This is a genomic window from Bacillus sp. AFS040349, from assembly GCF_002577655.1.
Lineage (GTDB): Bacteria > Bacillota > Bacilli > Bacillales > Bacillaceae > Metabacillus.
This window is the reverse complement of sequence record NZ_NUMC01000050.1, coordinates 1-14,668: the sequence shown is the minus strand read 5'-3', so window position 1 is coordinate 14,668 and position 14,668 is coordinate 1. Positions and strand designations below refer to the sequence as shown.

The window sequence follows — 14,668 nt, the reverse complement described above, 5'->3', positions numbered from 1 at the left end:
TCTATTATATATCCAAATTAGGCAATAAAAAAAGACATAATGCCTTTTAACACTATGTCTAAACCTTATTTCTTAAAAAATGCTTTTCCTGCTAGTTTTTCAAAAAGTCTCGGCATCACCTGATAAAGGGTGCTTCCAGCATTCATCCAAGCTGGTAAATTAATTTCCCGTCTTGGAGTCAGCATAGAAGCCACAATGATACGAGCTACCTTATTAGGGTCGAGCATCCAACGTTCAACATTTTTCACATAGTCTCCCTGTTTATCAGCAATTGTGAAAAAATTTGTTTTAATCGGTCCAGGATTTACAGAGGTAACAAAAATCCCATGCTGTTTAACTTCCATTCGTAAACTGTTTGTAAATCCTAAAACGGCATGTTTACTAGCAGAGTACAAACTTGATTTTGGTGTTGCAATTTTCCCAGCCTGTGAAGCAATATTAATAATATGTCCCTTTCTTCTTTTCATCATAGCTGGCAGCACCATCTTTGTGCTGGCAACTAGACCGAAGACATTGACCTCAAACATACTTTTCATTTCATCTAATGAAGAATGAAGCACCTCATTAAAAATACCAAATCCAGCATTATTAACAAGAATGTCAATTGAACCCACATCACGTTCAATCGTTGAAAAAACAGTTTGAATTGATTGAAGGTCTTGAACATCCAATGAATAATAGTGACATGAAACACCATAATTCTGCTTAATACGCTCAGAAAGCTTTGCTAAAACTTCTTCTCTTCTAGCAAGCAAAACAAGATGAGCACCATTTTTCGCACATTCGATCGCAATTTTTTCACCAATTCCACTAGAAGCACCAGTAATGGCGACGTAGCACCCTTGTATACGAGAATTCAATCTTATCACCTCTATTTCTCTACAACATAAAAAAGAGCAGGAATGTTTGTTTCATCAATTTTAATTTGACCTTTGTCCTCAAGATAGTCAAGCTGTCCAACTGTCTCTGACATAGTCAGCATAAGCTGCTTATAGTATATAGTAGGAAAAAGTGCTTTACACACTTCAAATGCGGTTAAAGGCTTTTCCTGTAAGAACCCTTTAACTAGCTCTGCCCTTTCAGCTTGTTTTTTCAAACGATAGGCAATAAGTTCATGAGCATTCTCAATATTTCCCCCATGCCCTGGATAAACAACAGATAGCGACAATTCAAGCAATTTAGAAATTGAGTTGTTTAACTGCAGCTGAGGCCTTGGTCTGTTGATAACCCCTTCAATCATTGGTGGTTCTAGTAAAGGGTTTGGGGAGATGTCCTTTAATAATAAATCTCCCCCAACTAGTATACCTGTCTTTTCTTCATATAAAACGATGTGACTTTGAGCATGACCCGGCGTTTCCATAACAATCCATCCAGATAGTCCAGCAATCTCCATTCCTTCTATTAGATTATGATGTAACTCCCGATTACACGAATATTCTAAAGTATCATTCAATTTTTGTATAGAAGGTAAGAAATTTTTATCAAGTCCAAAGGTGAGAAAAAGTTGTTCAAAATACCGAGCTTGAGTTTGCAGGAATCTTTCATCTTTTTTTAACCACGGCTTGTTAAAAGGGTGTCCAAACACAGGAATGTTCTTATCCAAATAATCAAGCATACCAACATGATCAGGATGATGATGTGTTATGATGATTTGTTCAATATCATCTGGAGTGTAACCATATTCTTTTAATTGATGTTGAAAGGAAAGCCACGCTTCTTCTGTTTTAGGTCCAGCATCCACAAGTGTTAAACGCTCTCCTTTGATTAAATAAACATTTACATCCCCCACCGGAAACGGTGTAGGTAAAATGATTTTCAAAATTTGCTTAGCATGTGTTGTCTGGTTCATTTACTCATCCCCATTATTATTTTTATATAAGTTCTTTTAATTAAAAAGCAGAAAACATTATGAAGCAAATTATGTATCTTTAATAGGTTTTCTTTAATCCAAACAAATTATCTACCACTATTGTACCCTGCAAAAACCAACTTGTCATTATATTCAAATAATTCAACCATCTAATGATATAAAGAAAACTTGACAACAGCTTGTCTAACGCTGCATAATGAATAAAAATTTATATCTTTGTATAGTTGTAGTGTCTTTAATATACATAGCGTTGATTAGGAATAGTAGATAAAAAGGCGTAAAAGAGAGTGGAGTCCATGGCTGAAAGGCTTCATTGCCAACCTTTTATTGAACCTGCCCTATGAGCTGTTAGGTAAACCTAACCGTATGTCTGCGATAAAGATTATAAGCTGGGAATGCATAGACATTCCAAAAAAGGTGGTACCGCGGAGTCATTCCGTCCTTATTATAGGGCAGAATGGCTTTTTTATTTATTGAATGCTAGGGCTCGGTTAAACTGGCGGTCATTTCTTCTCACTAGCAGGAATGGAACTTATTAAGATCACACAATAAAAAGGGAGAGAAATCATGGAGAAAATTGGATTTATTGGAGCTGGCTCAATGGCTGAGGCCATGGTTGCAGGACTTATAAAAGGCAATGTATTTCAAGCGGAGCAAATCATTGTGTCCAATCGCTCAAATTCAGATCGACTAGATGAATTATCGGTAAAGTACGGTGTAAAAACAACACATGATAAAAAACAATTAGTAAAAGATGCTTCCATAATCGTACTAGCAATGAAACCTAAAGATGTAAAAGCAGGGTTTGACGGTGTACAAAGTTTAATAAAAGATCATCTAATTGTTTCTGTCTTAGCAGGGATTTCCATTCAAACAATTACAGCTATTCTTGGAAAGAAAGCTTCTATCGTTAGAGCGATGCCAAATACATCCGCAGCTATTGGCAAATCCGCGACCGCTATTGCAGGAAGTGATTCTGTTACAATGAAGCAAATGAGAAAATGTGTGTCTCTTTTTGAAGCAATCGGGATTTGTAAAATTGTTGAAGAGAATCAGTTAGATGCTGTTACTGGGTTGTCTGGAAGTGGTCCTGCCTATATTTATTATTTAGTAGAATCAATGGAAAAGGCTGCTGTTGAGGTAGGTTTAGATCCTTTTGTTGCCAGGGATTTAATTGTTCAAACCTTATTAGGGGCATCTGAAATGATTGCTGTTTCAGAAAAACACCCATCACAGCTAAGGAAGGAAGTAACAAGTCCAAATGGCACGACAGAAGCAGGCATTTCCATTCTTAAGGAAAAACAGGTAGAGGAAGCGTTCATATCATGTATCAAACGGGCAACAGAACGTTCAGAGGAATTAAAAGCAATGTTCTCTGAAGAATTGGTCACTAATAAAAAATAAAACGAACAGGGATTTCATGTAATGTGAAATCCCTGTTTTTGATTATAAAGACAAAACCTTGACTAGAAATCTAATCTCCCTTCACCTCATCAATTTGAATGAATTATAAATTTTTGCACAAAATAATGAAAACTAAATTTAAGAGGTGATACAGATGTCTAATTTCCTTGAAGGCACCATTGAATTTATCAAAACAAATCTAAATAATACAACTCAACGACCACTACATATCGGTGAAGCAATGACTTTGTGGACTTTCTCCATTTTACTTGATGAAGCAAATGCTTTTTGCTACATAGGAGAAAATACATCAGATGATCAAGATATACAGAAGATGTTAAAAGACAGTATTAAAAACTGTGCTGAACAATCAAACGAAGTTAAAAAGCTTATGATGAAGGAAGGCGTCCCTATCCCAAACGCAACTCCCCCAAAACCAAACTCTGACGCATTGGACGTTCCTTATGGAACAAAGATGACTGATGAAGAAATAGCAAATGGTTTAATTGCAAAAGAGCTTGCAGCAATTAATTTATGTAACGGGGCATTAACACAGGCTATCCGCAATGATGTGGGAGCTATGTTTTTAAAATTTTATAATGAAAAAGTGAATTCTTTATTTATTGTTAAAACAATAATGCTTGAAAGAGGTTGGTTAAAAGTTCCCCCATCTTTTGCAGTAGCCGGACACCCTAATTCGTCTGAAGGAAAAAAGTAATTATCCTATCATAAAAAACCTTTATCTCTTAGAAAAGCTCTATAAGGGTAAAGGTTTTTCATAATCATTCACGCATTTTTTACAAATACAGGAATCTTCAAAAGAAGTAGTAGCCAATAATTTTTGTGGAAATGATGCAGTCATGCACCAACATGTTTTTGGTTGCTGCCCTTTAGAAATTGCACATTGATTATCATTTTGACATAAGGGACACTTCTTCATATTACACCTTCCATAACGGTAACTTTCATACATGTTTCATTTTAACACTAAATCCACTTCTAGAATAATTTACTTTGCATCAAAAGTAAGTTGAAATTAATACTAATTAATGGAGGTGAGGAAGTGTTTAACCGTAATGTTATGAATTTATTACTTAAAAGTACAATACTGTCAACTTTATTTAGTTTTATTGTCATTACACTCACTGTTTATCATCATTTTCAAATAAAGAATTTACTACAGAAGCTTGAGAATAGATCAGCATAGTATTTGCTAACCAGCCACTAACAAGTTAAGTGGCTTTTTTACCTTTAAACTACATACAATGAACAGGCAGAAAACATGCCTATTTTCATTTAGATTGTTATAATCTTCCCGTAAACATAATCTACATAATGGAGGAGAAACAATGAAAACGAAGCTTTTTCAACCTTATCAAATAAAAGATGTTACGATAAAGAACCGTATTGTTATGTCACCTATGTGTATGTATTCTTCAACGGGTCAACAAGGATTTGTAGAAGACTTTCATATGACCCATTATATTAGTCGTGCAGTAGGTCAAGTAGGGTTAATTATGGTTGAAGCAACGGCTGTTACTCCACAAGGACGAATATCTTCTCAAGACCTAGGAATATGGAGTGATGATCATCTTCCTCAACTAAAGAAACTAGTATCAGGTATAAAAAATTACGGCTCTACAACTGCGATACAGCTTGCACATGCCGGTCGTAAAGCAACGGTTGATGGCGAGATATATGCTCCATCAGCTATTCCATTTGATGATCATTCTAAAACACCAACAGCTATGACAAAAGAAGATATTACATCTACCGTTCAAGCCTTTCAAGATGGAGCGAAACGTGCAAAAGAAGCTGGTTTTGACATTATCGAGATTCATGGGGCACATGGATATTTAATCAACGAGTTTCTATCACCTTTATCAAATAAACGTGAAGATGAATATGGTGGAACACCAGAAAATCGCTATCGTTTATTAAGTGAAGTGATTGAGTCTGTAAAAGAAGTTTGGGATGGTCCACTATTCGTCCGTATTTCTGCTACTGATTATCACGAGGAAGGATTAGATGTTTCAGATTACGTTGAATTTGCTAAGAAAATGAAGGAACAAGGTGTTGACTTAATCGATGTAAGCTCAGGAGCAGTTGTCACAGCCAAAATCAACGTGTTTCCAGGCTACCAAGTCCGTTTTGCTGAAAAAATTAAAGAAGAGGCAAAGATAGCAACTGGCGCTGTCGGGCTTATCACGACCGGATTGCAAGCGGAAGAAATTTTACAAAACAATCGAGCTGATCTTATCTTTATCGCGAGAGAGTTGCTAAGAGACCCTTATTTCCCAAGAACAGCAGCAGCTCAGCTTAAAGAAACAATTGATTCTCCAAAACAGTATGACCGGGGCTGGTAAGACAAAAAGGAGAGATGGTTTAAAATCCATCTCTCCTTTTTTTGGTATCAATTATTCTTTGGTATTTCAATTTGCATAAAATCTGTTGCTATTAACGATAAAGGAAAGGTATCTTTAGCCTCCTGAAGTAGTAAATCATGCTGCTCTGTCGTTTGGTAACGAGAGCTGATGTGCGTAAGTATCAGCTTTTTTGCATTAGATTTTTTTGCGATTTTAGCTGCATCAATAGTCGTTGAATGAAAATAATTATATGCAAGCTGCTGATCTTCCTTAGAAAACGTTGCTTCATGAATAAGCACATCGGATTCTTCCGCTAGTTTAATACTTTTTTCAGTGTAGCGCGTGTCACCTAAAATTGTCACAACTCTTCCCTTTTGTTTTGGTCCAACAAATTCGTCTCCATTAATAACTGAGCCATTTGGTAACCGAATGGCTCCCCCATTTTTAATTTTTTGGTAAATCGGTCCCGGGGGTAATCCAAGCTTTTTGAGCTTATCAACAAGTAAAGGACCGGGTAAATCTTTTTCAATCACTCGATAACCGTATGAATCAATTCCATGATCTAATTTTTCAGTAATAACTTGAAATAATTCATCCTCAAAGATAATTCCATCTTCAATTTCTACAAATTTTATTTCATAAGTTAAATGTGTATGGCTAACAGAAAGTGAGAGTTTCACAAACTCCTCAATTCCTTTAGGTCCATATATTGTTAAAGGTGTTTCCCCACCTTGAAATGACCTTGAACTGATTAACCCTGGTAAGCCGTAAATATGATCGCCATGCATATGTGTAATAAAGATTTTTTCAATCTTTCTAGGCTTAATAGAAGTATGTAAAATTTGATGCTGCGTCGCTTCACCACAATCAAATAACCATACTGCATTTCTCTCCTCTAATAGCTGGAGGGCTATACTCGTAACATTACGAGCTTTAGCAGGAATTCCGGCTCCTGTACCGAGAAACATAATATTCAATAATGCCTCCTCCTTTACTTTATCAAGCATACATGAAAGAGAATGATTTATGAAACAATTTAAGTCTTTGACTATAATTTTTGTTAGATAAATTGGTACAATTTCGCATTGAATTTTTTCCCTTTATCGGTGTTTTTCACAACTTCATGAATAAAAATTCAATCAACCTCTTGACCAATCCATCAATTATTGTCTAAAATAGACTGAATTATACAAAGATTTCTACAAAATAGATGCATATCAGACGATAATTTTCTGCTAATCGTTTATAATAGTTTATGATGAAAGTCTTTTTAAAGCTATTATGTTTGATTTACTGTAAGATAACCTTTAAAATTAAGTATTCGTATAGGAGTATTTTACAATCAGTGTTCAAAAAATTCGATCTAGTCTTCTTTTTTTGAATGTATATGCTGATGAAATAAATAAATGTATTTAACAAAGTGAGGTACGAACGTGATTACACAAGAACATCCAAAATCAATTATTGTTATTTTCGGAGCAACAGGTGATTTAGCAAAACGAAAATTGTTCCCATCTATTTACCGCCTTGTTCAAAATGAGAAAATCGGAAAAAACTTTGCCGTTGTTGGAGTTGCAAGAAGACCTTGGACAACTGATGAATTCCGTAGTAATGTTTCAGATTCTATTCAAACTTCAATGAAAGAATCCAAAGATCTAGAAGAATTCACATCTCATTTTTATTATCACCCATTTGATGTAACGAATCCTTCATCGTATTTAGAATTGAATGGTCTGCTAACCGAGCTTGATGGAACTTATCAAACAGAAGGCAATCGCATTTTCTATTTAGCAATGGCACCTGAGTTCTTTGGAACGATTGCACAAAATCTTAAAAAAGAAGGATTAACAGATACGAATGGCTGGAGCAGATTAGTCATCGAAAAGCCATTTGGACACGATCTTCCTTCTGCTCGAAAATTGAACCAAGAAATTCGTGAAGCATTTAATGAAAATCAAATTTATCGTATTGACCATTACTTAGGGAAAGAAATGGTGCAAAACATTGAAGTAATACGCTTTGCTAACGCCCTATTTGAGCCATTATGGAATAATCGTTACATATCTAATATCCAAGTAACATCTAGTGAGATTTTAGGTGTGGAAGACCGAGGACGTTATTATGAGAATTCAGGTGCACTCCGTGATATGGTTCAAAACCATATGCTTCAAATGGTTGCTTTATTAGCGATGGAGCCGCCTATTAAACTGACTACTGATGAAATTAGAAGTGAGAAAGTAAAAGTACTTAGAGCACTAAGAGCCGTTGCCGAAGATGAAGTTAGTCAATACTTTGTTAGAGGTCAATATGGTGCAGGTCAGCTTGAAGATAAACAGCTGGTTGCGTATCGTGATGAAAATAATGTAGATGATAATTCTCAAACTGAAACTTATGTTGCAGGAAAATTATTAATTGATAACTTTAGATGGGCCGGTGTTCCTTTCTATATTAGAACTGGTAAACGAATGGCTGCAAAATCAACAAAAATTGTTGTTCAATTTAAAGATATTCCAATGAATTTATATTACAAAAAAGGTGAAACTGTTCCACCTAACTTGTTAATCATTCACATTCAACCTGAAGAAGGAATTACTCTTCAGTTAAATGCGAAAAAGGATGAAGATGAATCTGGCATCTCAAAACCAGTTAAGCTTGATTTATCAAATAATTTCCTTGATGGAATTAATACACCGGAAGCATATGAAAAATTAATTTATGACTGCATGCGTGGGGACGCCACTAACTTCACTCATTGGGACGAAGTAGCTTTATCATGGAGCTTTGTAGATCCAATTTCAGAAGCATGGACAAAAGGTAAAGCTGCTATTGCAAGCTATCCTTCTGGATCAATGGGACCTAAAGAAGCAGATGATCTTTTGAAAGAAGATGGAAATCAGTGGTGGCCTGTTAACTAAAACAGGATGAGATGACCTGGAATCGATCCCAAAATTTTATCATAAGAAATAGTAAAGGCCGATTAAGATAAATCTAATCGGCTTTTCTATGTACAGAAAATAGTAGAAGCGTAATTTATATCGCACTCGTACAACAAAAATGTGCGAATGAGCTCGTCTATTTGCCTCATACGAATTAAAACTTGTTTGAATAAAATAGATTGTGTAAGAAGCAAACCTTAAATCTCCTTAATTTGAGCTGCTACTATAAATAGCAGCTCCTTTTATAGTTTTATCATTTTTTTGCAAATTTTGATGAGGTCGAAAATAACGATTTGATGTTTTCAGTAAACAAAATCTCCAACTGCTGTTCAGTAATTCCATAAGATCTTAGCTGTGGAACAATATTCTCAAAAATATGTGTCGGATGCCAATTTACGATTGAAGGTATTGCTGCTTCCGGAACAGCCAACTCTCTCCCTAACCAAATGTTAACTGAATCATGCGCTAAGAAGATTCTGTTTTCATAGCCCTCCTTTAATAACTCAACAAGTACAGCCAATCTTTCTTGATCTGTAGGACATCCTGCAAGCCCTTGAAGTCCAATTCGGTCAAAACCAATGCGCACACCCTTTTCCAGAGTTCGTCTATGATACTCCACGTCTGTATTTCCACACATATGTCCTATAACCACACAATCTGGATCAACACCGAGCTCTATTAAAAGATCAGCTTGTTCAGGACCCATAGTCCCCTCCTGAGTATGAGTTAAAATAATGGTTCCTGTTTCTTTGTGTGCTCTAGCTGCTGCCCTAAAAAACATTTTTTCGTAGTCTGTTATCACATTTTTACTTGATGCAAGTTTAATAAACCCAGGCTTTATTCCAGTATCCTCTATTCCATTTTGAAGCTCTGTTAGAAACATTTCATATATTTCCTCTTCTGCAGGACCTAACGCTGCACGAGCTTTAAAATATGGGGTCGCGCCTTCTCCTTCATAATAAAAACCTGTTCCACATACAATTTGAAGGCCTGTTTGAATGGATATATCTCTTAGTAAACGAACATTTCTGCCACACTCATTAGGTGTTGGATCAAGAACTGTTTTCACACCATGTTTCATGATCTTTTCTGCTACTTGTATACCAATTGTTAAAGCATGGTTATAATCAAATCTACCTAACGTACTATCACCACTATAACCGGGATACCCAAAAACAAAATGCTCATGACTTAATGTTTTCCCCAGCTGCTCCAAGGCTATAAGGCCTGTTACCGTCTCAACCTTCATCATCATTTTTCTCCTCCCGCCACTAACTTGTTTCTTTCTTCTTCCTGCAGTTTTCTCCATAATAACTTTCCACTGCTAGTTGTCGGGAGTTTGTCTCTGAATTCTATCACTCTAGGATACTTATAAGCAGCCAATTGTGTTTTAGACCAATCAATAATTTCTTGTTCGGTGACTTTGCCCTTATTTTCTTCATTTAAAACAATGAATGCCTTAACCTGCTCACCCTTTCTTTCATCAGGAACACCAACAACACAAGCCTGTTGGACAGCAGGGTGGTTATAAAGTTTTGATTCAACTTCAGTTGGCCACACTTTAAACCCTGATGCATTAATCATTCTCTTAATACGATCTACGATAAAATAATAGCCCTCATCGTCGTATTTTGCGATATCACCCGTTCTAAAGAACGTTTTACCTTCAATGGTTATAAACGCATTAACATTCTCTTCTGGCCGCTTATAGTACCCTTTAAATACCTGAGGACCCCTTACAACAATCTCTCCTTCTTGATTTGGTCCTAGTTCTTGTAAAGTGAGTGGATCTATGATTTTGGATTGAGTATTTGGAGATGGAATACCAAGACATTGTAACTTTGGGCGATCTGGTGGGTTAAAGTGAGTGTGAGCAATTGTTTCAGAAAGCCCATAACCTTCTGCATATCTAATACCGGCTAGATTATATAATTTCTCTCCAACAGCCTCAGGTAAAGGAGCACCGCCGCCACCGATCACCTCCAACGTTTTAAGAGAATCTTTGATAAGATTAGGGTTTGCCAAAAAGTCTATTAACATTGTACTTATATTCGTCCAATGTGTAACACCGTTTCGTTCGATTAGTATCCTTGCAAGTTCTCTGTCCCATCTTGTCATAATGACGATTTCGCAACCACCTGATAACGGACCATGACAACTATGTAGCATACCTGTTACATGAAATAACGGAAGGGTTAATAAATGGACAGATTCGCTTGTTACACTTTGCCATACACCAACAGTAATAATATTTGCTTGGACCGTTTTATGGGTATGCATACATCCCTTTGGAGTACCAGTTGTGCCAGATGTATAGGGCATAACAACTAAGTCATCAGCACTTGCGTCAACTGCTTTAGGTGAATATCTAGCCGAGAGAGCTTTGTGCCATGGAGTATATTCTGGTGGAAGTTCCTGACGAAGAGCACAAACCTCTTGTGGAAGATTCAAATTTGTTTCCGAATCGATGTAATCAGAGTATGTTCCTACAACAACATGCTCGATTGTGCTTTTGCTAATTAATGCTCGGACATTTTCAAAAAGCTCCTGCGAGATAATAGCGGTTTTTATTTCACAATCACTTACATAAAAGGCTAATTCTTCACTTGTATTCATGGGGTTTATTGGAATTACGACTGCTCCTGCTCGAGCAATTGCATAAAATGAAATAATCCATTGTGGAGAGTTTTGCATGTAAAGGAGAACACGATCTCCTTTTTTCACATCGTTTGCTTGAAGATATCCAGCTAAACTAAGAACCTCTGAATATAGTTCTCGATACGAAATTCTTTTTCCATAATAATTAAGGGCAGTTTTGTCAGGATAACGTCTTGAAGATATTTCTAAGTTTTCAATGAGGGTTGTTTCTGGGAGTGTTAGTTCTTTCGGTACGCGTTTTGGATAAAAATCAAAATATTTTTCCACTTATACCATCAACTCCTATGTAAGTTTTAAAGAAACGAATATATCTTACAAAGATAACTCGCTACATGAATATACCATGGTCATTACATAATGTAAAGGCTTACATTATGTAGGATATAAGATTTTTAAGTAACGAAAAAAGACAGAGCGGACTCTGTCTTTTTGTTTACAACTATTATTTTTCCATCCACTCAGTATGGAAAATACCTTCTTTATCAACACGTTGATACGTATGAGCACCAAAGTAGTCACGTTGTGCTTGTAAAAGGTTCGCTGGAAGTGTTTCTGTACGATAGCTGTCATAATAAGCAAGTGCAGATGAGAAGCATGGTACTGGAACTCCATTTTCGATTGCTACTGTTAAGATTTGACGAAGTGCACCTTGGTACCCTTCAACAATTTCTTTGAAATAGTCATCTAGTAACAGATTCGCTAATTGTGGCTCTTTATCATATGCATCTTTAATTTTTTGTAGGAAAGCTGCACGGATAATACATCCACCACGGAAGATCATTGCAATATCACCATATTTTAAATCCCAGTTATACTCTTCAGAAGCTGCTCTCATTTGAGCAAAACCTTGAGCATAAGAAACAATCTTACTCATATATAAAGCTCTGCGAACCGCTTCAATAAGCTCTTCTTTATTACCCTCATATTTTTTTGCAGCCGGACCTGAAAGAATTTTACTTGCTTTTTGACGCTCTTCTTTCATAGCCGAAATGAAACGAGCAAATACAGATTCAGTAATAATTGGAAGAGGTACACCTAGATCTAGAGCACTCTTACTCGTCCATTTACCTGTTCCTTTTTGACCAGCTGTATCAAGAATAACGTCAACTAGAGGTTTTCCAGTTTCGTCATCTTTCTTTGTGAAAATATCTGCTGTAATTTCAATTAAGTAACTGTCAAGCTCACCTTTGTTCCACTCAGCAAATACTTCGTGAAGCTCGTCTGCTGTTAAACCTAATACATTTTTCAATAAGAAATATGCTTCAGATATTAACTGCATATCTCCATACTCAATCCCATTATGAACCATTTTCACATAATGTCCAGCTCCATCTGGACCAATATAAGTACAGCAAGGATCACCATTTACTTTTGCAGAAATAGCTTCAAGAATTGGTTGAACTAAATCAAACGCTTCTTTTTGGCCACCAGGCATGATAGAAGGTCCTTTTAATGCGCCTTCTTCTCCACCAGAAACACCTGTACCTATGAAATGGATTCCACTTTCAGCTAGTTCTTTGTTACGACGTTGTGTATCTGTATATAATGTGTTACCACCGTCGATTAAGATATCACCTTTATCAAGATGTGGTAGAAGCTGTTCAATTGTTGCATCTGTTGGTACACCAGCTTTAACCATTAAAAGAATTTTACGTGGAGTTTCTAATGATTGAACAAATTCTTCAATGCTGTATGTACCCACCACGTTTTTCCCTTTTGCTTCTGTTAAAAATTCCTCAGTTTTTTCTGCTGAACGGTTGAAAACAGATACTGAAAATCCACGACTTTCAATATTTAAAGCTAAGTTTTTACCCATTACAGCCAAACCAATAACACCAATTTGTTGTTTCGACATTCTCTTACGTCCCTTCTAATCCTTATAGTATGTAAAACTAAACATTATCCAATTACTATAATAACAAAAAAAGTTTAGTTTTCCGCCAATAAATGCTAAATTGACACATTATTCGAATTATTTCATTTAACTTCAACTTTGAAAATACCACATTTTTCAGTTACATTTCAAGTGACTCACCTTATGTAATCGTTTACTATCTCAAAAAATCTTTATTAAAGCTTATTCCTGGTGTTCCAGGCTCCTCTTGTTTTCCTTTTACACCTCGCTTTATAAGCTGACTTCCATATTTTTGATTGATCTGATCAATAACGGAAAGTATCGGCTCGTCTTTTGCATCATTTTCAAAAGAGAACAAATCCAGCTGCTTTACTGCATCTTCCCTTTCAACTAAATCCTGCCCAGTAATACCAAGTAACCGAATCGGCTCTTCATTCCAGTGAGTGAAAAAGAGATCTTTGGCTTCATGGTAAAGGTCATTCTCTTCCCCAATAGGGTTTTTCATTGTTTTACTTCTAGTAATTGTTTTTAAGTTACCGTAACGAATCGTGACAAAAATTTTGTTGGCCAAAACTTCTTTCCTCTTCATTCGAAGAGATACAGAATGAGCTAACTTTCTTAACACTTCATTGATTTGGGTTTCATTCGTCGTATTCTTAGACAGCGTAGTTGAATTACCAATGCTCTTAAAATCATAAATTGAGTTGGGATTAACTTCCCTTAAATCAACTCCGTTCGCTCGTTGGATAAGACGTTCCCCGTTAATACCAAGTAAGCTTTTTACTTCTCCTATATCAGCATGTGCTAAATCATAAATAGTATGAATTCCTATAGTTCTAAGTTTTTCGGCCGTTTTTTCACCAATACCATGCATTTCATATGCAGCTAGAGGCCATAATCTATTCGGTAAATCTCTTTTTCTTAAAATCGTAATTCCAAGTGGCTTTTTCATATTTGATGCCATTTTAGCTAGAAACTTATTTGGAGCAATTCCAATACTACAAGGTAGCAGCAATTCCTCCAACAGCCTATTTCGAATAGAACTTGCCATCTCGAGTGGCTTTGACCCAGGAAATTCACTTAAATCCATATAACCTTCATCAATTGAAACAGGTTCTACTAATTCTGTATATTCCCTTAATAGTTCAAACATTGCACGAGATGCTGTTCGATATCGATCAAAGTTTGGTTTTCTTACAATTAACTCAGGGCAAAGCTTACGAGCTTGCCAAAGAGGCATAGTAGCTTTTACACCTTTTGAACGCGCTTCGTAGCTGCATGTAACTATAATTCCTTTTCGTTCCTCAACATTCCCTGCAATTGCTAAAGGCTTTCCATTAAGAGAGGGATCAAATGCCATTTCTACTGAAGCATAAAAGCTGTTCATATCAACATGTAAAATAATTCTTCTTTGATTTACAGGTTGCTCCGCCATCTTTCCACCACACATATAAAATCATTGTCATTAGTTTACCATGTTAATGTATAAGCATGCTCATGTGGAGTTTACTTTTTTCTCTTTTCCTTGTATTACGGAAATAAAAAAGCCACCAATATTATGAACTGAACCCAAAAAGTT

13 protein-coding genes and 1 other annotated feature are annotated in these 14,668 nt (G+C 36.0%); of the genes, 5 read left to right on the top strand and 8 right to left on the bottom strand.

The features are described 5' to 3' along the window. Positions 1 to 65: 65 nt before the first annotated feature. A complete protein-coding gene (locus COD11_RS12070) occupies positions 66 to 860 on the bottom strand; it encodes an SDR family NAD(P)-dependent oxidoreductase (protein ID WP_098797175.1) in 795 nt (264 codons plus the stop codon). 11 nt (positions 861 to 871) lie between these two features. Continuing rightward, entirely contained in the window at positions 872 to 1,849 is a 978-nt protein-coding gene (locus tag COD11_RS12065) for an MBL fold metallo-hydrolase (protein WP_098797174.1), read from the bottom strand. Positions 1,850 to 2,111: 262 nt separating this feature from the next. Continuing rightward, positions 2,112 to 2,317: a binding site (T-box leader), on the top strand. 120 nt (positions 2,318 to 2,437) lie between these two features. Here COD11_RS12065 and proC point away from each other — a divergent pair. Together proC and COD11_RS12055 are read left to right on the top strand one after the other, a co-directional pair. Further along, positions 2,438 to 3,274, top strand: a complete 837-nt coding sequence (proC, locus tag COD11_RS12060; RefSeq protein WP_098797173.1) for a pyrroline-5-carboxylate reductase — start codon at positions 2,438 to 2,440, stop codon at positions 3,272 to 3,274. Between the two features lie 154 nt (positions 3,275 to 3,428). Further along, positions 3,429 to 3,992: a DUF3231 family protein gene (locus COD11_RS12055; protein WP_098797172.1), complete on the top strand. Its 564-nt coding sequence runs from the start codon at positions 3,429 to 3,431 to the stop codon at positions 3,990 to 3,992. A gap of 39 nt (positions 3,993 to 4,031) precedes the next feature. Here COD11_RS12055 and COD11_RS12050 read toward each other — a convergent pair whose 3' ends face one another. Beyond that, positions 4,032 to 4,214: a cysteine-rich CWC family protein gene (locus COD11_RS12050; RefSeq protein WP_231307851.1), complete on the bottom strand. Its 183-nt coding sequence runs from the start codon at positions 4,212 to 4,214 to the stop codon at positions 4,032 to 4,034. A gap of 123 nt (positions 4,215 to 4,337) precedes the next feature. On the opposite strand from COD11_RS12050, the gene COD11_RS26840 reads away from it, so the two are divergent. After that, complete coding sequence (locus tag COD11_RS26840) at positions 4,338 to 4,481, top strand: hypothetical protein (protein WP_176551062.1); 144 nt, start codon at positions 4,338 to 4,340, stop codon at positions 4,479 to 4,481. A gap of 142 nt (positions 4,482 to 4,623) precedes the next feature. Further along, positions 4,624 to 5,640: an NADPH dehydrogenase NamA gene (namA, locus tag COD11_RS12045; RefSeq protein WP_098797170.1), complete on the top strand. Its 1,017-nt coding sequence runs from the start codon at positions 4,624 to 4,626 to the stop codon at positions 5,638 to 5,640. A gap of 47 nt (positions 5,641 to 5,687) precedes the next feature. On the opposite strand, the gene rnz is transcribed toward namA, so the two are convergent. Further along, positions 5,688 to 6,617 (bottom strand): ribonuclease Z, encoded by a 930-nt coding sequence (gene rnz / locus COD11_RS12040; RefSeq protein WP_098797169.1) that lies wholly within the window; start codon positions 6,615 to 6,617, stop codon positions 5,688 to 5,690. A gap of 456 nt (positions 6,618 to 7,073) precedes the next feature. On the opposite strand from rnz, the gene zwf reads away from it, so the two are divergent. Next, positions 7,074 to 8,555 carry a glucose-6-phosphate dehydrogenase gene (zwf, locus tag COD11_RS12035; protein ID WP_483296292.1) on the top strand — a complete coding sequence of 494 codons (1,482 nt, stop codon included), beginning with the start codon at positions 7,074 to 7,076 and terminating at the stop codon, positions 8,553 to 8,555. Between the two features lie 274 nt (positions 8,556 to 8,829). On the opposite strand, the gene COD11_RS12030 is transcribed toward zwf, so the two are convergent. From COD11_RS12030 to COD11_RS12015, 4 genes are all read right to left on the bottom strand, one after another. Beyond that, positions 8,830 to 9,831, bottom strand: a complete 1,002-nt coding sequence (locus COD11_RS12030; RefSeq protein WP_098797168.1) for a phosphotriesterase family protein — start codon at positions 9,829 to 9,831, stop codon at positions 8,830 to 8,832. Beyond that, positions 9,828 to 11,501, bottom strand: coding sequence for a long-chain fatty acid--CoA ligase (locus tag COD11_RS12025; protein WP_098797167.1), 1,674 nt, complete (start codon positions 11,499 to 11,501; stop codon positions 9,828 to 9,830). The genes COD11_RS12030 and COD11_RS12025 overlap by 4 nt, the downstream gene beginning before the upstream one ends. Positions 11,502 to 11,676: 175 nt before the next feature. After that, positions 11,677 to 13,089 carry an NADP-dependent phosphogluconate dehydrogenase gene (gene gndA / locus COD11_RS12020; RefSeq protein WP_098797166.1) on the bottom strand — a complete coding sequence of 471 codons (1,413 nt, stop codon included), beginning with the start codon at positions 13,087 to 13,089 and terminating at the stop codon, positions 11,677 to 11,679. Positions 13,090 to 13,285: 196 nt separating this feature from the next. Beyond that, entirely contained in the window at positions 13,286 to 14,524 is a 1,239-nt protein-coding gene (locus COD11_RS12015; protein WP_098797165.1) for a DNA polymerase IV, read from the bottom strand. Positions 14,525 to 14,668: the final 144 nt, after the last annotated feature.

Coding starts and splice junctions, on each gene's coding strand:
- COD11_RS12065 (WP_098797174.1), bottom strand. CDS start 1,849: ATGAACCAGACAACACATGCTAAGCAAATTTTGAAAATCATTTTACCT.
- proC (WP_098797173.1), top strand. CDS start 2,438: ATGGAGAAAATTGGATTTATTGGAGCTGGCTCAATGGCTGAGGCCATG.
- COD11_RS12055 (WP_098797172.1), top strand. CDS start 3,429: ATGTCTAATTTCCTTGAAGGCACCATTGAATTTATCAAAACAAATCTA.
- COD11_RS12050 (WP_231307851.1), bottom strand. CDS start 4,214: ATGAAGAAGTGTCCCTTATGTCAAAATGATAATCAATGTGCAATTTCT.
- namA (WP_098797170.1), top strand. CDS start 4,624: ATGAAAACGAAGCTTTTTCAACCTTATCAAATAAAAGATGTTACGATA.
- COD11_RS12030 (WP_098797168.1), bottom strand. CDS start 9,831: ATGATGATGAAGGTTGAGACGGTAACAGGCCTTATAGCCTTGGAGCAG.
- gndA (WP_098797166.1), bottom strand. CDS start 13,089: ATGTCGAAACAACAAATTGGTGTTATTGGTTTGGCTGTAATGGGTAAA.
- COD11_RS12015 (WP_098797165.1), bottom strand. CDS start 14,524: ATGGCGGAGCAACCTGTAAATCAAAGAAGAATTATTTTACATGTTGAT.